The following is a 24,905-nucleotide window of genomic DNA, read 5'->3' on the forward strand; positions in this document are numbered from 1 at the left end:
GAAAACAGACGATGGCGCGTCAGGGCAAGAAAAGTCGCAACGGAGCGTTCTGGGGCAAGGCCCTGGAGCGTGCCCATCTTGGCGTCTGGGACTGGGATCTTAGCACCGGCGACTGCTTCTATTCGGCGACCTGGGCGCGAATGCTGGGCTACGCGGACAATGAACTCGCCAACACCAGCGACCTATGGCTGCAACTCACCCATCCCGACGACCGCGAACGGGCGCTGGCCAGTGGCGACCGTCACATTGCCGGGCTGACGGATGCCATCGAGACCGAACTACGGCTAAAGCACAAGCAGGGCCACTGGGTGTGGGTGCTCGACCGCGGCGGTATTGTCGAGCGCGGCGCGGACGGGCAGCCGCTGCGGCTGATGGGCGTGCAGACCGACATTTCGAAGCAAAAGGCGGCCGAAGCCGCGCTCGAACAGGTCAATGTCCGCTTCCGCCTGGCGCTCGCCGCCAGCGGCACCGGCATCTGGCATTACGACATCGCCACCCACAAGAGCTATTGGGACGCCCGCACCAGGGAGATGTTCGGTGTCGCCGCCGATGCCGACGAGGTGCCGCCAGACCTCTGGCACAGCTTCCTGCACCCCGACGACAAGGAAGCCACCGAACGCGCCCACCAGCCGCCCCCCGGCTCGAACGGCGTCACCGCCTCGCAATACCGCATCATCAAGCGCGACGGCGAGGTCCGCCATATCGAATCGCTGGTGCGTTACATTGCCGTCGCGGGCGCGGCCGGCCAGATCCTCGGCACGGTGCGCGACATCACCGAGGACAAGCTGCGCGAACAGGAGCTTGCCTTCGCCGCCCGCCACGACGCGCTGACCGGCCTGTGGAACCGCGCCGCCTTCGACAGGCTGCTTGCCGACCACATCGCCACGGGCGTGCCGCTGGCGGTGTTCTATGTCGATCTCGACTACTTCAAGGCGCTCAACGACTTCGCCGGCCACGCCGCCGGCGATCTGGCGCTGAAGAGCGTGGCGGCCGGCATTGGCCGCTGCCTGCCGCCATCGGCGCATGCGGCACGCCTCGGCGGCGACGAGTTCGCCTTGCTGGTGCCCCATTGCGACGCCGCGCAGGCCGAGCGGCTGGCCGGCGCCATACTGGCGGCCGTGCGCGGTGCCGATCTCGGCCTTGCCGCGACCGCGCGGCGGCTCGCGGCAAGCATCGGCATCGCCATCGTCAACGACCGGGCCACCACGGTTGCCGACGCGCTGGCCTGCGCCGATGACGCCTGCTACGCGGCCAAGGCCGCCGGGCGTGACCGGTTCGCGGTGTTTTCGGCCGAGGCCAATTCCGGCGGCCTCAACGCGGCGCGGCTCGCCGCCGACACGGTCGACGCCATGGAGGACGGCCGGCTGAAACTGTTCGGCCAGGAGATCCACCGGCTGGGAAGACCCTGGCAGGAAAGCCGCCATGTCGAGGTGCTGGCGCGGCTTGCCGGGCGTAGTGGCAAGCTGATCCCGCCCAGCGAATTCATACCGGCGGCGGAGCGCTTCGGCATTGCCGCCAGGCTCGATCGCTGGATCATCCGCACCGCGCTGTCGCGGCATGGCGCGGCGATGAAGTCCGGCGCGATCACGCTCGGCTTCAACCTGTCGGCGCAGACGTTGAGCGATCCCGGGCTGTGGGACTTCGTCGACAGCATCATCGAGCAAACCGGGGCGCCGCATTCCGGCATCGGCTTCGAGATCACCGAAACCGCCGCCGTCACCAATTTCGACGCCGCAGAGACATTCGTGCGCAAGGCGCGCGAGCGGCGCTGCAAAGTCAGCCTCGACGATTTCGGCGCCGGCATGAGCTCGTTCGAATATCTCAGGCGCTTTCCCGTCGATGCCATCAAGATCGACGGCTCCTTCATCGAGCACATCGCCGAGAGCCGTTTCGACCGCGAAATTGTGCTGGCCATCACCAGCATCGCCCGCAGCCTCGGCTGCCACGTGGTGGGCGAGAAGATCGAACGGCAGGACACGCTGGCCATGCTCAGCGATATGGGAGTCGATTTCGGCCAGGGTTTTCTACTGCACCGGCCCGAACCGCTGGAGCAGATCGTGGCGCGTGCGACCGGGCCGGCAGACGGAGCTCGGGCCCGCAGAGCATCATAATCAGACAGGGTGCCGCGCCGTCGCTTGCGGAAAGTCCAGCACCCCGGTCTCGGGCCGCCTGTATTGTGCCTCCGCCACCATTTCGATCAGCAGGTCGAGGGCCTCGCATGCCGCGCGGCTCGTCTCGTCACTGCCGCGCAGATAGTGATAGGCACGTTCGAGATGGATGCGGGCGGCTGAAAAATCGCTGGTCAATGATCCCTCCATGATCTCGCCCTAATATATCTTGGGCCGGCCGGCGGAACGCGGGGTAAATATCCACAGGCGGTTTTTATTCAAATGCCGTTGGATCGCGGCCGCGCTGTCAGGAGAGACGTCTCCCAGCCTTTGCCATGCCTTGCCGCGCGGCTAGAGTGACGGCCTCCCTTGTCCGAGGTGACATTCATGATCGTCCAGGCTTGCATCAACGGCGCGCGTCCGCGTGATTTCCACCCGAAGCTGCCGCTCGACGCGCAGGCCATGGCCCGCGATGCCGCCGCGTGCGTCGCCGCTGGGGCCGCCGAACTGCACATCCATCCGCGCGCTGCCGACGGGCGCGAAAGCCTGGCTGCGGTCGACGAGACAGTGCTGGCGGTGCGCCAGGCCTGCCCGGGCACGCTCGTCGGTGTCTCGACCGGCGCCTGGATCGAGAACGATGTCGCGCGGACCCGCAAGGCGATCGCCGGCTGGCGCGAGCTGCCCGACTATGCCTCGGTCAACCTGGCGGAAGCCGACGCGCCCGCCGTGATGGAGCTGTTGCGCCAGCGCGGCGTCGGCATCGAGGCTGGGCTCGCCACGACAGGAGATGCCGAGCGCTTCGTCAGCCTTGCCGATCACAGCCAAGTGCTGCGCATCCTGATCGAGATCGACATCCAGGATTTGTCCAAAGCGCTCGACGAGGCGCACGGCATCGCCGCCGTGCTGGAGCGTGCCGAAGCGCGGCGGCCGATCCTGCTGCACGGCGTCGACGCCACGGTCTGGCCGTTCGTGGAACTGGCGCATCAAAAGCACTGGTCGACGCGCGTCGGGCTGGAAGATGGCAAGACGCTGGCCGATGGAACCGTGGCGAAGGACAATGCGGAAATCGTTGCCGCGGCTGTCGCTATCTTCCGGTCGGCCGGCTGAATGGCTCAGTCCTGCGCGCCGGCTGGTGTTGTCCATGTGCGAAGGATGTGTTTCTGGATCTTGCCGGATGCGGTGCGCGGCAGCGCCTCGGTGAGCCGGAACTCTTTCGGCACCTTGTAGCGGGCGATCCGGGCGCCGCAATGGCTTGCCAGATCGGCCGGATCGACAACGCAACCGGGTTTCACCACGACGAAGGCGCGTCCGACTTCGCCCCAGCGCGCGTCGGCGATGCCGATCACGGCGGCTTCGGCGATGCCGGGATGGTCGAGCAACACGGTTTCGATTTCGACGGGATAGACGTTCTCGCCGCCGGAGATGAACATGTCCTTGCTGCGGTCGACGATGGTGACGAAGCCCTCGTCGTCCTGCCGCCCGATGTCGCCGGTGCGGAACCAGCCATCGGCGGTGAAGGCGCGGGCCGTCTCTTCCGGCCGGTTCCAGTAGCCTGGCGTGATTGAGGGGCCGGACAGCCATATCTCGCCTGGCACACCGGCAGCGACGTCGCGGCCATGGGCGTCGACAATGCGCAGGCCGATCGTCGGCGCCGGCAGGCCGGACGAGCCCGCCTTGGCTGCGATCCGGTCCGCGTCGACCGGCATGCAAAGCACGGTGCCGGCTTCGGTCATGCCGAAGCCGTCGGCCAGGCGGATGCCTTGTGCCAGCCACCAGTTGATATCGGCGGCCGGGTTGGGCGCGCCGCCGGTGAAGATTGCGGTGAGGGTGGTCCAGGTCGAAGGCGCGAAATCCGGGTGGTCGCGCAGCATTTTGGCCATCTGTGGCACGCAGAAATAGTGGGTGACACCAAGGGCTGGATCGGCGAGGCGACGGTTGGTGGCGGCGGCATCGAAGCCGGGCGAGATCAGCACCGTGCCGCCCTGCAGCAGCGGCGGACGCAGGCTGGTGATGAGGCCGATGACATGGAACATCGGCGCGTCGCAGAGGAAGATGCTGGCATTGCCGACCCGGCCCAGCACGCCGAAGTTGACCGCGGTGGCCAAGGCATTGCGCTCGGTGACGATGACGCCCTTTGGCAGGCCTGACGTGCCCGATGTGTAGAGGATGATCGACGGCATATCGTCGGCGGACAGGGGACGGCGCTGCGCTGGCTGCGCGGCTTCCACGGCGGCTGCGAAGGCCGTGACCTCGATGGTGATACAGCCCTTGGGCAGCGTTGCGGCCAGCGGCGCGTCATGCAACAGCAGCGCCGGATCGCAATCGGCAAGGATCGCCTGCTGTTCGGCACCGGCAAGCCGCCAGTTGACCGGCACGAAGATGGCGCCAAGCCGCATTGCGGCCTGTTGCAGGATCAGCAGATCGGCGCTGTTGCGGGCCAGCGTGGCGATCCGTTGCCCCTGCTTGACGCCGTAGCCAGTCTCGAGGACGCCGATGGCGCGCTGGATGGCTTCGTCAAGCGCGGCATAAGTCCAGCGCCGGCCGGATGCCAGGTCGACGCAGGCGAGACGATCCGGTTGTGCCCTGGCATGCAGGGCCACGGGATCGGGCGTTGTCCAGGCCGGCATTCGCATCTCCTCCCAGATTGCGTCGGTGGTTTATGGCATCATCTGGCCTTGTCGTAAGCGCCGAGACCCGGCTTGTAGCTCTTTTCGTCGATAAACTGGCGGATGCCTTCCTTGCGGCCCGAATTGTCGTGGAAGTTCGCCGCCTCCTGGGCGCGGACGAGATAGTCCTCGGCATTGTCATAGGTCATCTCGGCAACACGGCGGATGGCGTCCTTGGTTGCCTTCAGCGCAATCGGGTTCTTCTTCAGCAAGGTGTTGGCGACCTCGGTGACCCGCGTCTTCAGATCCGCCAGCGGCAGGCTTTCATTGACCAGCTTCCAGGCGGCGGCCTTTTTGCCGTCGATGAGTTCGCCGGTCAGTGCGTGGTACATGGCATCGCGCATCGACAGGAGGTCGACCACCACTTTGGTGGCGCCGCCGCCGGGCAGGATGCCCCAGTTGATCTCGGACAAGGCGAACTGCGCCTCGTCGGCGGCAAAGGCGAGGTCGCAAGCGAAGAGCGGACCATAGCCGCCGCCAAAGCACCAGCCATTGACCATGGCGATGGTCGGCTTGCCGTACCAGCGCAGACGCCGCCACCAGCCATAGGCTTCCGCTTGCGCCTTGCGGATGGCACCAAGGCCCTTGGCCTCGGTCTCGCGGAAATACTCCTTGAGGTCCATGCCGGCCGACCAGGCGCTGCCTTCGCCCGACAGCACCAGCACGCCGACATCGTCGCGGAACTCGAGTTCGTCGAGGACCTCCATCATGCGCCGGTTGAGCGCCGGGTTCATGCAGTTGCGCTTGTCCGGCCGGTTGAAGCGCACCCAGGCGATGTCGTTCTCGATGTCGAAGGCAACGGTCTCATCGGTCATGTCGGTATCCTCCCGCCCCACCTCAGCCATGGAAAATTGCTATGGAGCATAGCTATCTCGATTGCTATGTCGCATAGTCTTTTTCGCTTGACAAGGGCAGGGATCGCGGCGATCGGTTGCGGCATGGACGAAACCCAGCTTCACACCGGCCGAGCCGGACCAGACGCGATGTCCGACGACGCGCTCGACGCGCAGATCGGCTACAATCTCAAGCGTGCCTCGGCTTTCGCGCTCAATGATTTCGCGATCGAACTGACCGATGCGGGCCTGCGTCCGGTCACCTATGGCATGCTGGCACTGATCGATGAGCGGCCTGGCATGCGCGCCGCCGAGCTCTGCCGCCTGCTCGGCATGAAGAGCGCCAACATGGCACCGCTGCTGGCCGAGCTGGAAGAGCGCGGACTGGTCGAACGCGACGACCATGCCGAGGACAAGCGCGTGCGGATGCTGACGCTGACGAAGGCCGCACGAGAAGCCATGCCGGGCTGGCGGCGACAGGTTCGCCGGCACGAGGACCGGTTCCTGCAACGGCTGACGAAGAAGGAGCGGGCGACGCTGCTGCGCCTGCTGCGCCTGATCTGGACGGACGAAGATTGAGGGCCGCCTAGCTGGTCTCCGCCTCCGGCGCCGAAAGCCGCAGCAGCAGCGCGAGCAGCGCGATCACCGGCGGGACGAGGAAGCACCAGACATTGGCGAAGGCAAAGCCGAGTGCGGCGGCCGCGCAGCCGGCGGCGAACACGGCGACCGCGGCCGCCATGCGCCGCAGGCGGGCGATCAGGGCAGGGCGGGCCTCCGGTGCAGTGCCGCCGATGAGATCGGCGAGGTCGATCATGATCTGGGTGGTGGTGCCGGTCATCAGCGTTGAGGGTGGTGCTGCCGCCAGATGAACCCGGTGCACCGCGTTCTGGATCGCCATCGCGGCGACCAGTACCATGCCGGTGACGATCGCGGCCGCGCTGTCGCCGCTGGCGAAGGGGCCAAAGCGGATTGCCAGCGCGGCGCCGATGACGAGTAGCGCCAGCTTGGTTCCTAACAGGACCCCGAGCGCCTGATGTCCCCGCCGGCGCAAGCGCTCGCCGGCCAGCCGGGTCAGGATGACGACGATGCAGAACACCGGCAGCGCCAGCAGCTTTGCCAGCACGCCCGAAATGCCGAGCACCAGCGAGGCGCCGAGCGTGACGAAATTCCCCGTCACATGCGCGGTGAACAGGCCCTGCAGCGCCAGGAAACCAGCCGTATCGACATAGCCGCCATTGAGGCTCAACAGCAGCGGCAGTGTGGGCTTCATGGCGGCATCTCGCGTCAGGGGGCCAGACAGCGTCTCATATCCCGGCGCGGCGATCTACTTCCGCGCGGGATCTTGCCGTCACGAGTGCTGCATAGGCGGCGCCGAAGGAAGGGGCCCGAACGTCATGGCGTCACTGGGGCCAGGAAACGGTCGGGCGCCAGCGCCGCGGCGGTGACACCGAGGGCTGTGACATCCTCGGCCAAGGGCAGGCCCCGCATCAGCGCCGAACTCAGCCTGGCCAAGCTCAGCGAGACCTGGAAACCGTAGCCGCCCTGGCCGCCAAGCCAGAAGAAACCGGGCAGGCGGGGGTCGAAGCCGGCGACCGGCGTGCGGTCGGGCGCGAAGGTGCGCAGGCCCGCCCACGGCGTCGAAGGACGGCCGATGCGCATGGAGGTTGCCTGTTCGATGCGGTCGACGGCGATGGCGACGTCGATGTCTTCCGGATACGCGTCGCAAGGCTCGGAATCGGTCTCGTCGGCGAGCGAGCCGATCAGCCTGCCGGCATCGGGTTTGAAGTAGAACTGTTCGTGCAGGTCGACCACCAGCGGCCAGCTGGCGATGTCGGTGCCTAAAGGCGGATCGAACAGGAAAGCGGTACGGCGCTTGGGCTGGAAGCCGAGGCCGGAGAGCCCCGCCAGGCCAGCGACGACATCGACCCAGGCGCCGGCGGCGTTGACGACGATGTCGGCTGCGTAGGCACCGGCGCTCGTTTCCACCCGCAAGCGGCCGCCGTCTTGCGATATGGTGTGGACCTCCTCGCCGGTGCGGATGGTGCCGCCGCTCGCCTTCAGCGCCGAGGCGCAGGCTGCCAGCATCTTGCCGGTATCAACATCCACCGCGTCCGGCTCATAGACGCCGCCGCAAGTGACTTCAGTGGCAATGACCGGGACCAGCGCGTGCAGTTCGGCCGCCGACAGACGCCGCACGCTGGGCACCAGCGCCTGCAACTCGCCGGCCAGCCGGTCTATTGCCGCGCCGTCGTCGCCCCAGCCGACATGCAGCGCGCCGCGCCGATGGGCGACGAAGCCGCCTTCGATGATCGCCTGCCGGCTGGCCAGCGTCAGCCCGCGCACCAGCCGGTTGCCATAGGTCTCGGTGAACAAAGCGGCGGAGCGGCCGCTGGCGTGGTAGCCGAGATGCGGCTCGCGCTCGATGACGGTGACGGCGGCCCAGTCCCGGACGGCGGCAGCCAGCGACAGGCCGGCAATGCCACCACCGATGACGACGATTTTTTTGGAAGGATTCGACTGCATCCGTCAGTCGTAAAAATGATTTCGTATCCAGTCAAACTGCGCGACCTTCCCTCGGTCGTTTGCGCATCCTCTACAAGGCCACAATCCGCCCCAATCCTCGCCGAACTGCCTCGCGATAGGCAAGATCCGCCGCCACCAGGTCCTCCATGGCAACACCCATGGCCTTGTAGACGGTGATCTGGTCGGCGCTGATTCTTCCCGGCCGCTGCCCAAGCAGCATTTCGCCAAGCTCGGTTCCGGTTTGCGGATCGAAGCCATTGAGTTCGCAAGAGCCGACCGGGGTCGGGGCGAAGGCGTCCCTGGTCTCGACGAACAGGCTCGCCCGGCCGACAAGCTCGACCGGCAGCTCGCCGCCGGGCGGCGCGACGCCCACTGACGAGACATGCGTGCCGGGCCGCACCCATTCGGCTGAAATCACCGGCTGGTAGGAATGCGTTGCCAGGCCGACGACATCCGATGAGCGCACCGCGGCCTCGAGATCACTGACGGCGACAACGCCCGGATGCCGCGCTGCAAGTGCCTGCGCGTCCGCGAATTCTTTCGAGACGACGCGGATGTCGGTGAAGTCTCGCACCAGCGGCAGAAGGTGCACGTGCTGGCCAGCCTGCACGCCGGCGCCGACCACCGTCGCGACCCTGGCGTCGCGGCGGGCCAGTTCCCGCACCGAGAGCACGGCCGAGCCGGAGGTGCGCACGGCGGTGATATAGGTACCGTCCATGACGCAGACCGGCATGCCCGTTTCCGGGTCGAACAGATGGATGGTGGCGAGGTGGCTGGGGACGGACCGGGCGATGTTGCCTTCGAACACGTTGACGATCTTCACCGTCAGATGCATGCCCGCCATCCAGGCCGGCATCGCCAGCGAATAGCCAGCCTGCGGAATGTCGAGCTGTGGCCGCGCCGGATTGACGATCTCGCCGCTGGACAATGCCTTGAAGCCCTCTGCCAACACATCGAGAAGCTGGCGCAGGTCGATGCACGTTTTCACCTCGGCTTCGCTCAGGATGAGCACAGGTGTGTCGCCCTTGGTCTGGGCACTGCGGGAGGTCGGTGTGGTTGATGTCATGGGATCTTGCCTTGGTCGGGTTGCGTTGCCCGCCAACGGTATTGCCAGTCGATAGCGTGATGAAATATGCTATTTTCACGATTTTGGCGTGATAATCGCGCTGTTTCACGCCAAGAAGTGTGAATTCTGAAATGAACGATCTCGACCGTATCGACCGCTCGCTGCTGCGCTTGTTGCAGGAGGATGGCCGTCGCACGACGCTTGATCTGGCCCGCCGCGTCGGCCTGTCGCCGACCGGGGCGGCGCAACGCATCAAGCGGCTGTTCGCCGAAGGCTTCATCCGGGCGGTACGGGCCGTTCTCGACCCGGCCCGGATCGGGCAGGCGCAACTCGTCTTCATCGAGGTGCGGCTCGATCATACGGCGCCGCATGTCTTCGACCGCTTCGCCGAGGCGGTGCTGCGGGCGCCCGAGATCATCGAATGCCACATGGTGGTTGGCGGCTTCGATTATCTGGTCAAGGCGCGCATCGCCGACATGGCGATGTTCCAGGATTTCCTGCAGCGGGTGATCCTGCCGCTGCCGGGTGTCAGGGAGACGCATACCTACGCCTCGATCGCCAATGTGAAGCCGGACGCGTTGCTGCCGATCTAGGGCTCAGGACAAAGGCCCTTCCCCTGCATCGAGCAGCCATTGCCGTACCGCCTGCGTTGGCTCGGGATGGCGCTGTTTTCTCGGCATCACGACATAGAAATCCTGCGTGCCGCGCATTTCGCCGCTGACCGGCTGGACCAGCCGGCCGGCAGCGAGATCGGCGGCGACGAGGAAACGGCTGGCCAGCGCTATGCCCTGGCCGGCGATGGCGGCGTCGATGGCGAGGCTGGTCTGGTTGAAGCGCATGCGTTTCAGTTCGGCCGTCATCCGCAGGCCGACGACCTTTTCCATGAACTCCGGCCACAGATTGTGCGCATCGTGCAGCAGGACATGGTGCTGGATTTCGGCCGCGGCGATTTCGGTTGTGTCGGCCGGCAGCAGGGTCGGGCTGCAGATTGCGATGACCTGCTGGGGAAACAACAGGTCGACGATCAGGCCGGCGCCGAAAGGCGGGCGGCCTTGCCTGACAGCAATGTCGACGCCGTCAGCCTGAAAACTCGACAGGCTTTCGCTGGCCAGCACGCGCAGGTCGACCAGCGGGTTGCCAGCCATGAAATCCTGCAGCCGGGGGATCAGCCATTTGGTGGCAAAACTCGGTGTCACGCTGATCGTCAGCCGCGCCGGCTCGGGGCGCAACAGCAGCGTCGCCTCCGAGATCAGGTCGAAGGCGCGGCGGATGTTGGGCACATAGGCGCGGCCCTCGTCGGTCAGCGCCAGGCCGCGCGGCAGCCGCTCGAACAGTTTTGTGCCGAGATCGGCCTCCAGGCCGCGAATGTGCTGGGCGACCGCCCCTTGCGTGACGTTCAGCTCCTCGGCGGCGATGCGGAAGTTGAGATGGCGTGCCGAGGCCTCGAAGGCGCGCAGCGCATTCAGTGGCGGCAGGCTCAGGAAGGCTTCGGGCATGCAGGAGTTTTTCTACTGGTTGATTTCAGGCATTCTGGTTCGAACCGGGTGGAAAAACCAGCTATATCAGCGCCCACAACCCAAAAACACCGCTAGCGGTGCCCGCCAACCCGAAAAGGAAAACTCAATGAGTGTAGAAAAAGTGGCTGTTGTCGTGGCCGGTGGCAGCGGCATGGGCGCGGCGGCCGCCAAGCGCCTGGCGGCGGACGGCTTCAAGGTCGCCATCCTGTCGTCGTCGGGCAAGGGCGAGGCGCTGGCCAAGGAGTTGGGTGGGCTCGGCGTCACCGGCTCCAACCAGTCGAATGACGACCTGCTGCGCCTGGTCGACCTGACGCTGGAGCGTTTTGGCCGCATCGACGTGCTGGTCAACAGCGGCGGCCACGGCCCGCGCGCGCCGATCCTCGAGATCACGGACGAGCAATGGCACACCGGCATGGATGTCTATCTGCTCAACGTCGTCAGGCCGGTGCGCATCGTGGCGCCGCAGATGGTCAAGCAGAAGGGCGGCGCCATCATCAATATCTCGACGGCCTGGGTCGCCGAGCCGAGCCCGATGTTCCCGACATCGGCCGTGTTCCGCGCCGGCCTTGCCGCCTACACCAAGATCTTCGCCAACACTTACGCCGCCGACAATGTGCGCATGAACAATGTGCTGCCCGGCTGGATCGACAGCCTGCCGGCCACCGAAGAGCGCCGCGACAACGTGCCGATGCAGCGTTACGGGACGAGCGAGGAGATCGCGGCGACGATCGCTTTCCTGGCATCGGAAGGCGCCGGCTACATCACTGGCCAGAACATCCGCGTCGATGGCGGTGTTATCCGGGCGCTGTGAGGCGTCGGCCGGCACGGAGCTCCGCCACTCTTGTGGCCCATGCGCAATTCTTTCAATCATTTCTTGAAATCGGTACCGGCCGTTTCATGGTTTGATGGCGCCTGCCAAGAGGGGAGGCATCATTGACCGACTTCATCGGATTGCCGAAGGCCGAAGTGCACATCCATATCGAGGGCTGCTTCGAGGCCGACGATGTGATCAGGAACTGCGAGCAAGCCGGCATTCCGTTGCGCGCGCCGCGCGACAGGCTTTTCGAAGCCCATGACCTCAAGAGCTTCCTCGAGATGCTCGACTGGTTGTGCGGGACGTTCCGCACGCGCGAGCAGCTCGCCACGACGGCCTACAAGTTTGCGCAGCGCATGGGCCGAAGCGGCGTGCGTTATGCCGACGTCATCGTCAACCCGACGCACTGGCCGTACTGGTACAACAACATTCCGGGGATGATCGACGCGTTCGATGCGGGTTTCGCGGCCGCCGAGCAAGATGGGCACCCGCCGGTCGGGCTTTGCGTCAGCCTGCTGCGCACCCAGTCGGCGGCGGAAGCGATCGAACTGGTGGAGTTGCTGAGCGCGATCGGGCACAGGCGTGTCGTCGCCTTGTCGATCGACGGCAACGAAGCGGCTGCCGGCCGCACCGGCCCGCGCTTCGCCGAGGCGTTTCGCCGTGCCGGCGCGGCGGGTTTGCGGCGCACCGTTCATGCCGGCGAGTCGAGCGGCCCGGAAGGGGTTCGCGACGCCATCGAACTGCTGGGCGCCGACCGCATCGACCACGGGGTGCGGGCGATCGAGGACCCGGAACTCGTCGACTTGCTGGCGCAAAGGCAGATTCCCCTGGGCGTCTGTCCGGTCTCCAATCTGGCGCTCGGCGTCTATCCCTCGCTTGCCGAACATCCGCTCGACGTCCTGCGCAAGGCCGGTGTCCCGGTCTCGATCAACACCGACGATCCGTCGCTGCTCGACACCACGCTCGAAGCCTCCTACGCCGCCTGCGCCGAGGCCTTCGCCTGGGATGACGAAACCATCCGCCAGCTCGCCGCGACATCGGTGCAGGCGAGCTACGCCGATCCGGCGCTGAAGGCGCGGATCCAGGCCGATCTGGCGGCCTGGCGGAGCTAACGGCCGCTGCAGATTTTGCCAAGAAATATCTTGCGCGGCCACCAGCGCAGCGTCGTCCGTCGCCATCGTGCTGTCTGGCAGATTACGCGGTCAGGGCTTCCGGCTGTTCGAAAAGCGCATGAAGCTCGGAGACCGGCATTGGACGGCCAAACAACCAGCCCTGGACATCCGTGCAGCCATTCTCCCTGACCAGCCTGTACTGGTCCTCGGTCTCGACGCCTTCGGCGGTCGTCGTCATGCCGAGCGTGGTGCCGAGTTCGGCGACGGCCTTGACGATCGCCCGGCTTTCGCTGCTCTCGCACATCAGGCTGACGAAGCTGCGGTCGATCTTGATGCGGTTGAACGGGAACGACCTGAGATAACTCAGCGAGGAATAGCCGGTGCCGAAATCGTCCATGGCTATGGAGATGCCGAGGTCGCGCAGGCTGTGCAGCGTGTTTAGCGTGTTTTCGTTGTTCGCCAGCAGCACCGACTCGGTGATCTCCAGCTCAAGCCGTGACGGCAGCAGGCCTGAAGCCGCGAGCGCGGCGGCAACCTGAAGCGGCAGCCCCTGTTGTTTGAACTGGGCGGGCGAGAGATTGACCGCGACCTTGACGGGCAGGGGCCATTTCACGGCATCGGCGCAGGCACGCCGCATGATCCACTCGCCAAGCGGGTCGATGACGCCCGTCTCCTCGGCCAATTGGATGAACTCCGACGGCGGCAGCAGGCCGAGGCGCGGATGGTTCCATCGCACCAGCGCTTCGAAGCCGGTGAGTTGCGAGGTCTTTGCGTCGTGCAGCGGTTGATAGTGCAGGACGAACTGTTCCTTTTTCACGCCGAGCGCCAGTTCGGATTCGAGTTGGCGCCGCTCCTGCAGTCTCGCGTCCATTCCTGGCTCGAACGACCTGCAGGTCCCGCGGCCTTCCATCTTAGCCTTGTACAAGGCAAGGTCGGCGTTGCGGATAAGGGTTTCCGAATTTTGCCCGTCGTCGGGGAAGACGGCGATGCCGATGCTGCCGCCGATGTTGATCTTGTGGCCCTGGATGGAGAATTCGTCGGACAGGGCATGAATGACGCGGCTTGCCAGCACGCCGGCCTCGTCGTTGCCGTCGAGCAGGAGCTGGAGGATGACGAACTCGTCCCCGCCAATTCTCGCGACCATGGCGGTTTCGCCGGCATGTTGTTTCAACCGCTTCGCCACCGCACCGAGCAACTCGTCGCCGACCGGATGGCCGAGCGTGTCGTTGACCGGTTTGAAACGATCGAGATCGACGCAATGGACGGCCAGCTTCTCGCCGTCCCTGAGGCTTCTCAATGCCTCGTCCATCGTTTCGGCGAGGAGGCCTCGGTTGGGCAGGCCGGTGAGAATGTCATGCGTGGCCAGGTGCTGGATCTCGGCGGTGCGTTCCTCGACCCGCCGCTCCAGGGTCTCGGCAGCCTCGACCTGCATCGTCATCGTCCGCCCGATCGCGTACCAGCAGGCCAGCGCCAGCAGCGTGACCACCGCGACCGCCGCATAACCGGCCAATTCGAATTCACGCACGGACTGGACGTCCAGGTTACTGTCGAACCGGCTGTTGGGGAAACCGGCCCAGAGACGCCATGCGCTCCTGGGATCGTTGAGTGAGAGCGGGATGACTTCGGAATAGATCAGATTGGGGTCCGCCGCCGTGAAGGCACGGGAATCCGCCGCCAGGGCTGTCGACATCTTGTGCTGGTCGGATTCAAACCCGTAGCCTGAATTGACAATGATGTAGTCGTTGCTCGGCAACAGTTTCCGCAGCGCCGAGGTGAGCATGATCGCCGACACGGAGCCCCGCAGGCTACCATCCTGGCCGAAGACCGGGACCGAAAGGATGAAGCCTGAGCGATCGGCGTCATTGCCGGTGTGGATGAAATCGGTGTTGTCGCAGGTGATGAGTTCCTTCGTGCCGATAATCGGCACATTCAACCCGTCAATGGCGCTCGAATTCGGATAGTTCGTCTTCAGCCAGGCGAGTTGTTTGGCCAGCTCATGGTATTCATAGGTCTCGACCTCTTCCGGAGGGCGGGTCAGCGCATTCTCGTCCAGCTTCGCGTGTTTGGCGCTGCCAGCCGCATCGGATCTCGCCTTGGCATTCACGATCAACTGGTCGAATTGGAGGATCGGCTCCTCGAGCTTGCCGGTCACCGCATCGAAGCGGTCCGGGTTGAAATCCAGCGGCAGGAAGTAAACCTCGGAAATGGAGACGTTGTTGGCGAGGTTGTTGTAGATCTGCTGGATTGTCGCGCGGCCTTCGTCGCCCAGATTTGTGCCGTGCCGGTCGAGGTTTCGGACGCTGGGCAGATAGGTCAAGGTCCGCACATTTTCATAGACGGCTCGCAAGGCGTCTTCGACGGTCTTGGCCGTCGCTCTGGAAGCTGCCTGGGAATTCTCGAGATAGCGCTCCTTGGCCAGCGCGAAGTTTCGCTGGGCATCGATATGCAACGCCGCCAGCGTCGCCGCGCCGGTCAACAGGATCACAACAAATCCGGCCGCTCGCCTGAATGCGTTCATCAGCGCCCCACCATCGAGTGACGAGGATTACCGGAGAGCGGTTTAGGAAGCGCTAATGGGATATGTCTTTCTTTACCGGTCCCAAGCGCTGCGGCGCATCAAATCCGGCAAATCCGGACCCTTTCTTTCGCGGGCGGGCAGGCCAAGCTGGGCAAGGCGGTTCAGTTCGCTGGCACCGCCTGCTGGTCGGCGTCGGTAAGCGTGCCCAGGAAGGCGACGATATCGTCGATCTCGGCACCGGTTAGCGCTGGCTTGTCGCCGGGTTTTTTGCCGTTGAAGGGCGGATCCTGATTTAAGTTCGGCCAGTAAGCCTTTGGCAGATCGTCGTATTTCCTGACCGTGCCGTCGGCATTCTTGGGATACCAGTGGCCGGGATCGGTGTCGCGGCTGGCGTAGAAGGCGACGGCGTCGCGCAGCGTGTGGAAAGTGCCGTTGTGGAAGAAGCTCCTGCGCAGCGCGACGTTGCGCAGGGTCGGCGTCTTGAACAGGCCGCAATATTCAGTGCGGCCACGAAAATCGGTGCGCAGCGGGCCGCACAGGCCGAGATCGACATAGGCGGGATCGGCATTGGCGGGAATCGCCGCATTGCGCGGCACGGCGATGGCGATCAGGCCGAAATCGGTGAATTGCGGCGGCTCGCCGTCATTGGCGGGTTCGCTGAGATGACAGCTGGCGCAATTGCCCTTTGTCTCGTCTTCGAACAGCGCGCGGCCGCGCATTTCCTGCGCCGTGAGCTCAGCCTTGCCGGCGAGGAAAGCATCGTAGCGGCTGGAGTAGGGATAGAAGTCGGGCGCGCTCTGCTCGAACGTGCCGAGTGCTTCGGCGGCGGCGTCGAAGGCATCACCCGGATGGTCGAACACGTCGGCGCCGAAGGTTGCCTTGAACTCGCCGGCGTAGGCGGCCTTGCGCAAGGCGACGTTGACGGCGCCTTCATCCTTGTTGGCCATCTCGAAGGGCGAGAGCAGGGGGATCTTCGCCTGGTCCTTGCCGTGGTCGGCGCGACCGTCCCAGGTCAGGCCACCGGTCGGGCCATTGTCGACGCTCTCGTCGCCTTCGTCCTCGGAATCGTAGAAATGCTCGGTGAAGGCGGGCGCGGCCTGCAGATAGCGCAGCGACGGCACGGCGCGCACGCCCGGCCGGTCGAGGTTTGGCCCGCCCATCTCGACCGGCGCGGCCGAGGCCGGGCCGAAGGCGTGGCGCGGATCGTGGCAGGACGAACAGGCCTGCTTGCCCGAGGCGGAAAGCGCCGGGTCGAAGAACATTTTTTTGCCAAGTGCGGTCAGCGCCTGCGCCCGCGCGAAGGCCTGCGCGCGCGACATCGGGCCGGGGTGGACGCCATCTGGTGCCGCCGTGTTTGCGGGCGCGGCGAAGCTTACCATCGATGCCGCGGCGATCACTGCCGCCCGGCTTTTCCATCGTCCCATTGCCATAGCTGCAGTCCGTTTTCGATCCCGCAACTAAGTATCCTGTGCAACGGATTCATGACCCAGCCTTGCGTTCACGAAACCGTGTTCGAGGGGTCGGCAAATGTCACAAAGGTGACAAGGCATGGAAGTAGCTCCATTCGTGCGTTTTCGTTGCCCATGCGTGTCGTCCTCCAGCCATTCCCCAGCCACGAGGCATCTTCCCATGACCAGGTCCTTTCTCTCCCTTTGCCTCGCCTCGACGGCGCTGGCATCGTTCGCCGGTGCTGCCCACGCCGCTCCTCCCGGCTACGACAAGATCGACACTGTCGTCGTCATCTATGCCGAGAACCGCAGCTTCGATAATCTCTATGGCGGTTTCCCCGGCGCCAACGGCCTGGCCAATGTCTCGGCCGATCAGGCGCGCCAGCTTGACCGTGACGGCAAGCCGCTTTCAGAATTGCCGCCGGCCTGGGGCGGGTTGACCGCCAAGGGGGTGACGCCTGTTGTAACCGAGGCGCAGTCGGCGCATCTCGCCAATGCCAGCTTCGCCATCGACGATGCCAGCGGCTTCAACGAGAAAACCTCCGTCGTCACGCGCGACCTCTGGCACCGCTTCTATCAGGAGCAGATGCAGATCGATGGCGGCAAGAACGACAAATTCGCCGCCTGGGCCGATTCCGGCGGTCTGGTCATGGGCCATTATGACGGCTCCGGCCTGCCGATGTGGGCGGTGGCCAAGAAATACGTTCTGGCCGACAATTTCTTCCAGGGCGCCTTCGGTGGCTCCTTCCTCAACCATATCATGCTCGCCTGCGCCTGCGCGCCGGTCTATCCGCATGCCGACACCAGCCCGGTGAAAGGGCAGATCGCGGTCGTCGAGGCCGATGGCAAGACGCTGAAGGTGGCCGACAATTCGCCGGCCTCAGCACTTGGCGGCGCGCCGAAATTCGTCAATGACGGCGCCATCACGCCCGATTTCTACGCCGTCAACACCATGCAGCCGCCCTACCAGCCGAGCGCCAACAAGCCGGCCGAGGGCGGCGACAAGACCCTGGCCGATCCGGCGCAGCCGACGACGCTGCCGCCGCAGCACGACATCACCATCGGCGACCTGCTGTCGCTGAAGAGGATCGACTGGGCCTGGTATGCCGGCGCCTGGCAGGCGACGCTCGACGGCAAGAATGCGACGCCGGTGCCGAACTTCCAGTTCCATCACCAGCCGTTCAACTATTTCGCCGCCTATGCGCCCGGCACCGCGGCGCGGACCGAGCACCTCAGGGATGGCGGCCTGGACGGCACCGAGTTCATCAAGGCGATCGACGACGGCAAGCTGCCTTCGGTGAGTTTCTACAAGCCGCAAGGCAATCTCAACGAGCACAGCGGCTATGCCGACGTGACATCGGGCGACCAGCATCTGGCCGACCTCGTCGCGCATCTGGAGAAGAGTCCGCAATGGAGCCATATGCTGGTGGTCGTCACCTATGACGAGAATGGCGGCTTCTGGGACCACGTCGCGCCGCCCAAGGCCGACCGCTGGGGTCCGGGCAACCGCATCCCGGCCTTCATCATCTCGCCCTATGCCAGGATGGGCACGGTCGACCACACGCAATATGACACGACGTCGATCCTGCGCTTCATCACCGCGCGCTACGATTTGCCGGCGCTCTCCGGCATCGTCGCCCGCGACAAGGCGCTTGCCGCCAATGGCGAGCCACCGATGGGAGATCTGAGTGCGGCGCTTGATCTCAGCCGGTAGGCTTGGGCCGCTAACCGCCTGATCTCCGGATCAGGTCGCGGCCGATCGGCTTCGGCGTCTCGCTGCGCAGCACCAGCGCCGTGGTGACCGCACCATGGCGCGCCACGGCGTCGACGATGGTTTCAAGGTGGGCGGGCGAGGGCACGACCACTTTCAGGATGAAGCAGTCCTCGCCGGTCAGCCGGTGCACCTCGGTAATCTCGGGCATTTCGGCGAACTGCTTCAGGCACGGGCGGATGTGCTCATGCGTGGTGCGCACGCGGATGATCGCCATCATGCCGAGGCCAAGGGCCGCCGGATCGATCACCGCGGTGTAGCCGGCAATGACGCCGCGCTCCTCCAGCCGCTTGACCCGCTCGGAAGTCGCCGGCTGCGACAGGCCGACCCGCCGGCCAAGCTCCGATATGCCTATGCGGCCGTTTTCCTGCATGGCCTCGATGATGGCGATGTCGGTCGGGTCGAGCGGCGCGCGGTCATCGCTGTTCTTCATGGTCACCTTGAATCCATCGGCAACAAAGGGATTTTTCCGATGGTTTCCCATTCTCGATGCCAGCGCAAGACGCCACCATGCACCATCGATCGATAAGAGCGAGGCGACATGACGCATTTCATCATCCTGCCGGGTAGTGGCGGTTCGGGTCCGGCGCATTGGCAATCGCGCTGGGAAAGCGCCAATCCGGCGATGCGGCGCTTCCAACCCTCAAGCTGGGACCTGCCCGATTTCACCGACTGGCTGGCGGCGCTGGAAGGCGCGGTGATCGCGGCGCCGGAGCCGCCTGTGCTGGTCGCGCACAGCCTGTCCTGCCTGCTGATCGCGCACTGGCAGAAGATTTCGCGAAGGCCTGTCAAGGCGGCCTTGCTGGTCGGCGTTCCCGATCCGGCGTCAGCGGTCTTTCCTGGATATGGCATGGCCTTTGCCAGAATTCCCGAGGGCCGGTTGCGCTTCGCCTCGCTGGTGGTGACCAGCACCGACGATCCCTATGGCTCGCAGGAGTATGCCGAGGCGCGGGCGAGGCAATGGGGCAGCCGTTTGACCGTGATTGGATCGTTCGGCCACATCAATGCCGATAGCGGCCTTGGCGACTGGCCGGAAGGTTTTGCGCTTCTCGAGGGTCTGGTGTCCGAGGCCTGAAGGCGCTCAGCCGCCATTCACCAGGGCAAGGATCAGCTTCTGCAGATTGCCGCCCTGGCCGAGTTCGACACGGTCGAAATCGCGGCTTGCCTGGCGCTGCGCCTGCGAGAGCGCGGACAGGCGCTTGGTCATCTCGGTCCGGATCTTGCTGCATTTGGGGTCGTCGGCAACCGTGAGGCCGACGGTCGCCGCCTCGATCTTGCGCACCATGTCGACAATGGTCGCGCCATGCACCCTTTCATGGGCGCTGACGCCGGCAAGGAAAACCTCCCAGTTCTTCTGGATGGCTGGCGGCAGCGGCGCGGAAGGGCTGGGCAAGGTGTAGGTGATGATCAGCTTTGGCTCCGCCGAGACGAGCACGCAGGCTCCGGCCCGCGCCTGATAGTCCCTGGTCCAGGTCAGCTTGAAATTGGTGTGGGCGATGGCGCGGGCAACACCGACATTCGGCCCGTTCTCGCCGATCGAGCGATAGAGTTCGGCTCCGGACTGGCCTGAAATGGCGTAGGTCTCGACCTTCTCGACCGGCTTCCACTGCGCATGGGCGGTCACAGGCAAGGCCACCAGGGCGGCCAGCAAAAGACACAGACGAACACAGGCTCCCAACACCGCTCTCTCCAAACCCGAACCACATGACTTTGCCGAACAGGCAATGCCAGGGGATCGCTTTTCCTATATGCTGCCGGCGGGTGCTGCAATTGTCAGGGGGGAAATCATGAGGGCTGGATATCTCATCGTCGCCGGTGCCGTGGCTACGCTGCAGGCCGCGCAGCCGGCTTTTGCCGCGTCCTGCGGCTGGGCTGCCAAGATGGAGGAAGATGAGGGCGGCAGCGTGCTGACGGCCTCGGTCTGCGGCGGACCGAAGGGCGATGCGCATCTGATGCTGACCTGTTTCGACACGCCGGTGCTGAGCTACGACCTCGGTGCGAGCGGCCAGCAACTGGAGCCTGGCATCAGCGGCGCGTTCGACTTCAAGGCCGACGGCAAGACGGTGACCAAGACACTGCAGCTGGAGGCCATGTACAATTACCTCGTGGTCAATCTCGCTAAGGCTGATCCGCTTTTGGACCTGCTGCGTTCGAAGGGCGATGTGTCAGTCAGCGCGGCCAAATATGGCGATATGAGCTTCCCGCTGAAGGGTTCAAGCGGGGCAATCGGCAAGGTGCTGGCGCAGTGCGGCAAGGCGAAGCCCGCCGGTGATGCGGATTGATTGGCAGGGCGCTGTTGTAACGTTGAGCCTGATGTATCCAAGCTTGCGCTGCCCCTCATTGCCCTGCACGTCCTCCGCAGCAGCTGCGGAGGGTGGACCGGGCAGCGATTTCGCCAATCGCCGGCGCAGGAAAGCCCGAGCCAGGATGTAAGTTCAGCGACGCCAAAACGGCTTCGCGATCTCCGCCTCGACTTCAGCCATGGTCAGCCCGATGTCGTCGACCAGTTCGGGCGTATCCGTCGCCATGCGCGCAAGCTGCCAGCGAAAATAGGCACGCTCGTCCCAGGCCGCGATCAAGCTCCTCAAGCCGGGCCGGCCCGACGCGCCGGTTGCCTTGGCCGGCGGATCGCGAAATTCCAGCTGCAGCGCGCCGTAAAACTCGGCTACATTGGTCAGCATGTTTTTCATCGCTCGCTCCTTGGCATGAACAGCCCTGTTCGGAGGGCATGCGAGGAGCTTCGCCCTCGGCCAGCAATCGCACCATCGGGCAGATGCGGTGTTTGGGGTCCCGCATTTGTAGTATTCTGCGTCCATCACAGTTGAAGCCATGTCCGTCCAATGGCAGAAAATTGCCATGAATCGTACCGCGACGTCTTCACCGGCTCTGTCCGACCGCGAGCGCGCGGTGGCGGAAAAATTTGCCTCGGGCCTTACCTATCGCGAGATCGGCGAGGCGCTGTTCATCGCCCCCTCGACCGTCCGCACTCATCTCGCCGCGATTTACGACAAGCTTGGCGTTCGCAACAAGGTCGCTCTTGCATCGCACTTTAACGGCACCTCCGGCGCGCGGCAGGACGGGCCGTCGCCCTTGCCCGACGCCCCGCCGGTGCTTGCCATATTCCCGATCGAAAGCCTGAATTCCGAGGAGCGCTGGCGCCGCTTTGCCGATGGCCTGTCGTCGGACATCACCATCGACCTTACACGCTACGCCGATTTACCGGTCATCGCCTTCCACACCATGAAATCGCTGGGCAGCAAGCCCGCCGACTTCGCCGCGGACGGCAAGGCTCTGGGCGCCGCCTATATCGTGTCGGGCCAGTTGCGCGCCGACGACCGGCGGGTTCGGTTGACGATCCAGCTTGCCGATGCACGCAACGGCGTCAGCCTGTGGAGCGAGCGCTACGACCGCCCGCTCGAGGACATTTTCACGCTGCAGGACACCCTGACTGAAAGCGTCATCAATGTTCTGGCCGGCAGTTTTGGCACGCTGGCCACGGTCGGCCGCAATGCAGTTCGCCGCAAGCCGCCCGCCAGCTTGCGGGCCTATGACCTTTATCTGCTGGGTGTCGAACAGCAGAACATATTCAGCCGCCCCGGCAATGTCGCCGCGATCAGTCTGTTTTCACGGGCGCTGGAGCTTGACCCCACTCTGGTCATGGCCTGGGTCGAGCTTGCTTATGCCTATGCGATCGAGGCCTGCAACGGTTTCGACGACGATATGCAGCGTTCGATCGAGAACTGGCGCACGGCCATTGAAAACGCAATCCGGCTCGACCCGACGTACAGCCGCGCCTGCACTTGTCTTGGCGATCTCAGGGGATGCCTCGGCGATCTCGAAGGAGCAGAGCGCGCGCATCGTCGCGCCTTCGAATATGGCTCCAACCATGCCGATACGCTGACGCTGCTGGCCGGCAGCAAGGCGCTTGTCGTCGGCGATCCGTCCGAGGCAATTCCGCTTATCGAGCGGGCCATGCGTCTCAATCCGCTGGCCCCACCCTGGTATTTCGGCATACAGGCCCGCATCCTTTTCGTCGCCGGCAAGCATCGCGAAGCCATTGCGGCGCTTCGCAGAGGTTCACCGGACTCGCCCAACACGCTGATGTTCCTGGCGCTGGCGCATGCTGCCTTGGGTGAAGCCGGCGAGGCTGCGGCCGCCGAGGCCAGATTGAGAGCCGAATTTCCGGGCTTTTCGGTCGAACGCTTCATCACCTGCTATCCGGTGACGAACCCGGATGCCGTGCTGGCCATTCGCCACGCCGCAAAGCTGGCGAAGCTTGCCTGAGCTCGATCGGCTCCTTCATAGGCTCCGACGATCGCCCGTTGCTACCACATCATCCGGCCCAGCCTGACGGTGGCCGCCATCAACTCTTCGTCCGAAAACCCTGAAAAACCCAGCACCAGCCCGTGGCGTAGCGGGCCGTCGATGAACATCGAAGACAAAGCGCGGGCGCCGACGCCCGCTGCTTTCGCGGCTTCGACGATCGCGGTGTCCGGCCTCGATCCCTTCACCATCGCCATCAGATGCAGCCCCTGTTCGGGAACGGTCACGTCGAGCATATCGCCGCAATGCGCCTCGAGCCCGGCGACCAGCACGTCGCGCGCGGCTTGCACGCGGCGGCGCACGCGCCTGAGATGGGCGGCGAAATGGCCTTCGTTCAAGAGATCGGTCAGCGCGCCTTCGGCCAGTGTCGAGGGGTAGCGGTCGGAGCGTGCCCGGACCGCCATGACGGCATCGAGCAGCGGCTCCGGCACCACGACATAGCCGATGCGCAGGCCGGGGAAGAGCACCTTTGAGAACGTGCCGAGATAGGCGACGCGGTTCGCGCCATCCATGCCTTGCAGCGAGGTCAGCGGCGGGCCGGCATAGCGGAACTCGCTGTCGTAATCGTCCTCGATGATCCAGGCATCGTTGCGCCGCGCCCAGTCGAGCAGGGCGAGGCGGCGGCGCATCGTCATCGTCACGCCGAGCGGATATTGATGCGAGGGCGTGACATAGGCCGCGCGTGCCTTTGGGCACAGGCTTTCGCCGATCTCGGGATCGAGCCCTTCGGCGTCGACCGGCACGCCAACCACCCTGGCGCCACTACCGGCCAGCGCTGCATGCGCCATGGGATAGCAGGGGTTTTCGATCCAGACAGCATCACCGGGGCGAAGAGCCGTTCGCACCAGGAGGTCGAGCCCTTGCTGTGTCCCCGAGGTCAGCACGATCTGGCCGGCGTCGCAGCGCACGCCGCGCGCGGTTCGCAGATACGTGGCAATCGCGGTGCGCAGCGGCAGGCCGCCGCGCGGATCGCCATAGCGGAAATGCTCCGGCCCGGGGCGGGCGAGGTGGCGCGACAGCAGGATGCGGAACAGGTTGAGCGTGCGCGGGTCGGACACCGCCACGCCGAGGCCGCAAGGCAGCGACGTGGCGGCATCGATCTCCGGCGGGCGCGGCTTGATCAGCGTCACCTGCAGATGCGGCACGTCGGGCGCGACGAAGGTGCCTGCGCCGACCTTGGCCACGGCAAAACCTTCCGAGATGAGCATTTCGAAACAGGCGACCGCCGCCGAGCGCGACAGGCCGAAACGCCCTGCAAGGTCGCGGGTGGTCGGCAATTTGGCGCCGGCGGGCAGCGCGCCGGTCTCGATCAGCCGCCTGAGCGCCGCATAGAGCTCGCGGCTGCGCGGGCCGTCGCCCGGCAGAACCGGGATCAGCGCCGACCAATCCGGCATATTGGTCTGATTTTTATCCACTGGATTGGTCCTTTTCTCGACCAATATCACAGGGCATCGTTGGCAGGCCAGAGACAAGGATGCAAGCCGTGAACGACGTCGCCGCCAGCTTTCCGACCACCAGCCGCAACCGGGTGAAGCGCCTGCATGAGCGCGGCAGCTACGACCATGCGGCGGTGTTCGCGGTGCTGGATGCCGGGCTGCTGTGCCACGTCGCCTACACGTTCGACGGCCATCCCTATTGCACGCCGACCATCCATTGGCGCGAGGGCGAGATGCTTTACTGGCACGGCTCGTCGGCCAGCCGCATGCTGCGCCAACTGCGCGGCGGCACGCCGGCCTGTCTCACCGTGTCGCATCTCGACGGGCTGGTGCTGGCGCGCACCGGCTTCAACCATTCTGCCAACTACCGCTCGGCAATGTGCTTCGGCACCGCCCGGATCGTCGATGACCCGGAAGAGAAGCTGAAGGCGCTGGCCGGCGTCGTCGACCGCTTCTATCCCGGCCGCAGCGAGACCTTGCGGCCGATCTCGGCTCAGGAAGCCAAGGCGACAATGGTGATCGGCATGCGGATAGAGGAGGCATCGGCCAAGGTGCGCGCCAAGGGTGTCGCCGACGACGAGGAGGACTACGGCCACCCGGTCTGGGCGGGCGTCATCCCTGTGCGCGTGGTGATCGGCGCGGCCGAGCCATGCCCGAGGCTGCTGCCTGGGATAGATCGGCCGCAGAACCTGGCTGGATATGCCGAGGGCGAGAGGCTGGACCGGGCGCTGACGCAGGCGCAGATGACTTATGAGGGCTCGATATAACCT

Annotated in this window: 24 protein-coding genes; 11 read left to right on the forward strand and 13 right to left on the reverse strand. The window is 65.1% G+C overall.

Annotated features, from left to right (window positions below):
• Positions 1 to 11 precede the first annotated feature (11 nt).
• Entirely contained in the window at positions 12 to 2,111 is a 2,100-nt protein-coding gene (locus DBIPINDM_RS30540; protein ID WP_258582689.1) for an EAL domain-containing protein, read from the forward strand.
• On the opposite strand, the gene DBIPINDM_RS30545 is transcribed toward DBIPINDM_RS30540, so the two are convergent.
• A complete protein-coding gene (locus DBIPINDM_RS30545; RefSeq protein ID WP_258582690.1) occupies positions 2,112 to 2,306 on the reverse strand; it encodes a hypothetical protein in 195 nt (64 codons plus the stop codon).
• Between the two features lie 189 nt (positions 2,307 to 2,495).
• Between DBIPINDM_RS30545 and DBIPINDM_RS30550 the strand changes: the two genes are divergently transcribed.
• Positions 2,496 to 3,215 carry a 3-keto-5-aminohexanoate cleavage protein gene (locus tag DBIPINDM_RS30550; protein WP_258582691.1) on the forward strand — a complete coding sequence of 240 codons (720 nt, stop codon included), beginning with the start codon at positions 2,496 to 2,498 and terminating at the stop codon, positions 3,213 to 3,215.
• A 5-nt stretch (positions 3,216 to 3,220) separates the two neighbouring features.
• Here the strand turns inward: DBIPINDM_RS30550 and DBIPINDM_RS30555 are convergent, their stop codons facing one another.
• Positions 3,221 to 4,741, reverse strand: coding sequence for an AMP-binding protein (locus DBIPINDM_RS30555; RefSeq protein ID WP_258582692.1), 1,521 nt, complete (start codon positions 4,739 to 4,741; stop codon positions 3,221 to 3,223).
• A 32-nt stretch (positions 4,742 to 4,773) separates the two neighbouring features.
• A complete protein-coding gene (locus DBIPINDM_RS30560; protein ID WP_258582693.1) occupies positions 4,774 to 5,589 on the reverse strand; it encodes a p-hydroxycinnamoyl CoA hydratase/lyase in 816 nt (271 codons plus the stop codon).
• Between the two features lie 168 nt (positions 5,590 to 5,757).
• Here DBIPINDM_RS30560 and DBIPINDM_RS30565 point away from each other — a divergent pair, with 168 nt between their 5' ends.
• The gene (locus DBIPINDM_RS30565) at positions 5,758 to 6,186 is read left to right on the forward strand and encodes a MarR family winged helix-turn-helix transcriptional regulator (protein WP_258582694.1); all 429 of its coding nucleotides are present in this window, start codon (positions 5,758 to 5,760) and stop codon (positions 6,184 to 6,186) included.
• 7 nt (positions 6,187 to 6,193) lie between these two features.
• Here the strand turns inward: DBIPINDM_RS30565 and DBIPINDM_RS30570 are convergent, their stop codons facing one another.
• From DBIPINDM_RS30570 to DBIPINDM_RS30580, 3 genes are all read right to left on the reverse strand, one after another.
• Positions 6,194 to 6,877, reverse strand: a complete 684-nt coding sequence (locus tag DBIPINDM_RS30570; protein WP_258582695.1) for a YoaK family protein — start codon at positions 6,875 to 6,877, stop codon at positions 6,194 to 6,196.
• 122 nt (positions 6,878 to 6,999) lie between these two features.
• Positions 7,000 to 8,130 carry an NAD(P)/FAD-dependent oxidoreductase gene (locus DBIPINDM_RS30575; RefSeq protein WP_258582696.1) on the reverse strand — a complete coding sequence of 377 codons (1,131 nt, stop codon included), beginning with the start codon at positions 8,128 to 8,130 and terminating at the stop codon, positions 7,000 to 7,002.
• Positions 8,131 to 8,200: 70 nt separating this feature from the next.
• A complete protein-coding gene (locus DBIPINDM_RS30580) occupies positions 8,201 to 9,196 on the reverse strand; it encodes an ornithine cyclodeaminase family protein (protein ID WP_258582697.1) in 996 nt (331 codons plus the stop codon).
• A 131-nt stretch (positions 9,197 to 9,327) separates the two neighbouring features.
• Here DBIPINDM_RS30580 and DBIPINDM_RS30585 point away from each other — a divergent pair, with 131 nt between their 5' ends.
• Positions 9,328 to 9,789: an Lrp/AsnC ligand binding domain-containing protein gene (locus tag DBIPINDM_RS30585; protein WP_258582698.1), complete on the forward strand. Its 462-nt coding sequence runs from the start codon at positions 9,328 to 9,330 to the stop codon at positions 9,787 to 9,789.
• Between the two features lie 3 nt (positions 9,790 to 9,792).
• Here the strand turns inward: DBIPINDM_RS30585 and gcvA are convergent, their stop codons facing one another.
• Positions 9,793 to 10,692 (reverse strand): transcriptional regulator GcvA, encoded by a 900-nt coding sequence (gene gcvA / locus DBIPINDM_RS30590; protein WP_258582699.1) that lies wholly within the window; start codon positions 10,690 to 10,692, stop codon positions 9,793 to 9,795.
• Positions 10,693 to 10,819: 127 nt separating this feature from the next.
• Between gcvA and DBIPINDM_RS30595 the strand changes: the two genes are divergently transcribed.
• Together DBIPINDM_RS30595 and add are read left to right on the forward strand one after the other, a co-directional pair.
• Positions 10,820 to 11,524: an SDR family oxidoreductase gene (locus DBIPINDM_RS30595; protein ID WP_258582700.1), complete on the forward strand. Its 705-nt coding sequence runs from the start codon at positions 10,820 to 10,822 to the stop codon at positions 11,522 to 11,524.
• A gap of 122 nt (positions 11,525 to 11,646) precedes the next feature.
• Positions 11,647 to 12,639: an adenosine deaminase gene (gene add, locus DBIPINDM_RS30600; RefSeq protein WP_258582701.1), complete on the forward strand. Its 993-nt coding sequence runs from the start codon at positions 11,647 to 11,649 to the stop codon at positions 12,637 to 12,639.
• Between the two features lie 82 nt (positions 12,640 to 12,721).
• On the opposite strand, the gene DBIPINDM_RS30605 is transcribed toward add, so the two are convergent.
• Positions 12,722 to 15,157 carry a putative bifunctional diguanylate cyclase/phosphodiesterase gene (locus tag DBIPINDM_RS30605; protein ID WP_258582702.1) on the reverse strand — a complete coding sequence of 812 codons (2,436 nt, stop codon included), beginning with the start codon at positions 15,155 to 15,157 and terminating at the stop codon, positions 12,722 to 12,724.
• Positions 15,158 to 15,318: 161 nt separating this feature from the next.
• Positions 15,319 to 16,536 carry a cytochrome-c peroxidase gene (locus tag DBIPINDM_RS30610; RefSeq protein WP_258589382.1) on the reverse strand — a complete coding sequence of 406 codons (1,218 nt, stop codon included), beginning with the start codon at positions 16,534 to 16,536 and terminating at the stop codon, positions 15,319 to 15,321.
• 250 nt (positions 16,537 to 16,786) lie between these two features.
• On the opposite strand from DBIPINDM_RS30610, the gene DBIPINDM_RS30615 reads away from it, so the two are divergent.
• Positions 16,787 to 18,319: an acid phosphatase gene (locus DBIPINDM_RS30615; RefSeq protein WP_258582703.1), complete on the forward strand. Its 1,533-nt coding sequence runs from the start codon at positions 16,787 to 16,789 to the stop codon at positions 18,317 to 18,319.
• Positions 18,320 to 18,329: 10 nt separating this feature from the next.
• On the opposite strand, the gene DBIPINDM_RS30620 is transcribed toward DBIPINDM_RS30615, so the two are convergent.
• Entirely contained in the window at positions 18,330 to 18,809 is a 480-nt protein-coding gene (locus tag DBIPINDM_RS30620) for an Lrp/AsnC family transcriptional regulator (protein WP_258582704.1), read from the reverse strand.
• Between the two features lie 108 nt (positions 18,810 to 18,917).
• Here DBIPINDM_RS30620 and DBIPINDM_RS30625 point away from each other — a divergent pair, with 108 nt between their 5' ends.
• On the forward strand, positions 18,918 to 19,451 hold the full coding sequence (locus tag DBIPINDM_RS30625; protein ID WP_258582705.1) for an RBBP9/YdeN family alpha/beta hydrolase: 534 nt from the start codon (positions 18,918 to 18,920) through the stop codon (positions 19,449 to 19,451).
• Positions 19,452 to 19,457: 6 nt separating this feature from the next.
• Here DBIPINDM_RS30625 and DBIPINDM_RS30630 read toward each other — a convergent pair whose 3' ends face one another.
• On the reverse strand, positions 19,458 to 20,054 hold the full coding sequence (locus DBIPINDM_RS30630; protein WP_258589383.1) for a DUF922 domain-containing Zn-dependent protease: 597 nt from the start codon (positions 20,052 to 20,054) through the stop codon (positions 19,458 to 19,460).
• A gap of 109 nt (positions 20,055 to 20,163) precedes the next feature.
• Here DBIPINDM_RS30630 and DBIPINDM_RS30635 point away from each other — a divergent pair, with 109 nt between their 5' ends.
• The gene (locus DBIPINDM_RS30635) at positions 20,164 to 20,658 is read left to right on the forward strand and encodes a hypothetical protein (protein WP_258582706.1); all 495 of its coding nucleotides are present in this window, start codon (positions 20,164 to 20,166) and stop codon (positions 20,656 to 20,658) included.
• 153 nt (positions 20,659 to 20,811) lie between these two features.
• Here DBIPINDM_RS30635 and DBIPINDM_RS30640 read toward each other — a convergent pair whose 3' ends face one another.
• Positions 20,812 to 21,066: a DUF1127 domain-containing protein gene (locus DBIPINDM_RS30640; RefSeq protein ID WP_258582707.1), complete on the reverse strand. Its 255-nt coding sequence runs from the start codon at positions 21,064 to 21,066 to the stop codon at positions 20,812 to 20,814.
• Positions 21,067 to 21,232: 166 nt separating this feature from the next.
• Between DBIPINDM_RS30640 and DBIPINDM_RS30645 the strand changes: the two genes are divergently transcribed.
• Positions 21,233 to 22,660 (forward strand): LuxR C-terminal-related transcriptional regulator, encoded by a 1,428-nt coding sequence (locus tag DBIPINDM_RS30645; protein WP_258582708.1) that lies wholly within the window; start codon positions 21,233 to 21,235, stop codon positions 22,658 to 22,660.
• Between the two features lie 41 nt (positions 22,661 to 22,701).
• Here DBIPINDM_RS30645 and DBIPINDM_RS30650 read toward each other — a convergent pair whose 3' ends face one another.
• On the reverse strand, positions 22,702 to 24,114 hold the full coding sequence (locus DBIPINDM_RS30650) for a PLP-dependent aminotransferase family protein (protein WP_258582709.1): 1,413 nt from the start codon (positions 24,112 to 24,114) through the stop codon (positions 22,702 to 22,704).
• Between the two features lie 59 nt (positions 24,115 to 24,173).
• Here DBIPINDM_RS30650 and DBIPINDM_RS30655 point away from each other — a divergent pair, with 59 nt between their 5' ends.
• Positions 24,174 to 24,902: a pyridoxamine 5'-phosphate oxidase family protein gene (locus DBIPINDM_RS30655; RefSeq protein WP_258582710.1), complete on the forward strand. Its 729-nt coding sequence runs from the start codon at positions 24,174 to 24,176 to the stop codon at positions 24,900 to 24,902.
• Positions 24,903 to 24,905: the final 3 nt, after the last annotated feature.

Origin of the sequence: Mesorhizobium sp. AR02, from assembly GCF_024746835.1 — a bacterium.
In the GTDB taxonomy this organism is placed as follows: Bacteria; Pseudomonadota; Alphaproteobacteria; order Rhizobiales; family Rhizobiaceae; genus Mesorhizobium.

Excerpts from the sequence above, each read along its gene's own strand:
- DBIPINDM_RS30540 (WP_258582689.1), top strand. The coding sequence starts at position 12 with ATGGCGCGTCAGGGCAAGAAAAGTCGCAACGGAGCGTTCTGGGGCAAG.
- DBIPINDM_RS30550 (WP_258582691.1), top strand. The coding sequence starts at position 2,496 with ATGATCGTCCAGGCTTGCATCAACGGCGCGCGTCCGCGTGATTTCCAC.
- DBIPINDM_RS30555 (WP_258582692.1), bottom strand. The coding sequence starts at position 4,741 with ATGCGAATGCCGGCCTGGACAACGCCCGATCCCGTGGCCCTGCATGCC.
- DBIPINDM_RS30560 (WP_258582693.1), bottom strand. The coding sequence starts at position 5,589 with ATGACCGATGAGACCGTTGCCTTCGACATCGAGAACGACATCGCCTGG.
- DBIPINDM_RS30565 (WP_258582694.1), top strand. The coding sequence starts at position 5,758 with ATGTCCGACGACGCGCTCGACGCGCAGATCGGCTACAATCTCAAGCGT.
- DBIPINDM_RS30570 (WP_258582695.1), bottom strand. The coding sequence starts at position 6,877 with ATGAAGCCCACACTGCCGCTGCTGTTGAGCCTCAATGGCGGCTATGTC.
- DBIPINDM_RS30575 (WP_258582696.1), bottom strand. The coding sequence starts at position 8,130 with ATGCAGTCGAATCCTTCCAAAAAAATCGTCGTCATCGGTGGTGGCATT.
- DBIPINDM_RS30580 (WP_258582697.1), bottom strand. The coding sequence starts at position 9,196 with ATGACATCAACCACACCGACCTCCCGCAGTGCCCAGACCAAGGGCGAC.
- DBIPINDM_RS30585 (WP_258582698.1), top strand. The coding sequence starts at position 9,328 with ATGAACGATCTCGACCGTATCGACCGCTCGCTGCTGCGCTTGTTGCAG.
- gcvA (WP_258582699.1), bottom strand. The coding sequence starts at position 10,692 with ATGCCCGAAGCCTTCCTGAGCCTGCCGCCACTGAATGCGCTGCGCGCC.
- DBIPINDM_RS30595 (WP_258582700.1), top strand. The coding sequence starts at position 10,820 with ATGAGTGTAGAAAAAGTGGCTGTTGTCGTGGCCGGTGGCAGCGGCATG.
- DBIPINDM_RS30605 (WP_258582702.1), bottom strand. The coding sequence starts at position 15,157 with ATGAACGCATTCAGGCGAGCGGCCGGATTTGTTGTGATCCTGTTGACC.
- DBIPINDM_RS30610 (WP_258589382.1), bottom strand. The coding sequence starts at position 16,536 with ATGGTAAGCTTCGCCGCGCCCGCAAACACGGCGGCACCAGATGGCGTC.
- DBIPINDM_RS30615 (WP_258582703.1), top strand. The coding sequence starts at position 16,787 with ATGACCAGGTCCTTTCTCTCCCTTTGCCTCGCCTCGACGGCGCTGGCA.
- DBIPINDM_RS30620 (WP_258582704.1), bottom strand. The coding sequence starts at position 18,809 with ATGAAGAACAGCGATGACCGCGCGCCGCTCGACCCGACCGACATCGCC.
- DBIPINDM_RS30625 (WP_258582705.1), top strand. The coding sequence starts at position 18,918 with ATGACGCATTTCATCATCCTGCCGGGTAGTGGCGGTTCGGGTCCGGCG.
- DBIPINDM_RS30635 (WP_258582706.1), top strand. The coding sequence starts at position 20,164 with ATGAGGGCTGGATATCTCATCGTCGCCGGTGCCGTGGCTACGCTGCAG.
- DBIPINDM_RS30640 (WP_258582707.1), bottom strand. The coding sequence starts at position 21,066 with ATGAAAAACATGCTGACCAATGTAGCCGAGTTTTACGGCGCGCTGCAG.
- DBIPINDM_RS30645 (WP_258582708.1), top strand. The coding sequence starts at position 21,233 with ATGAATCGTACCGCGACGTCTTCACCGGCTCTGTCCGACCGCGAGCGC.
- DBIPINDM_RS30655 (WP_258582710.1), top strand. The coding sequence starts at position 24,174 with ATGCAAGCCGTGAACGACGTCGCCGCCAGCTTTCCGACCACCAGCCGC.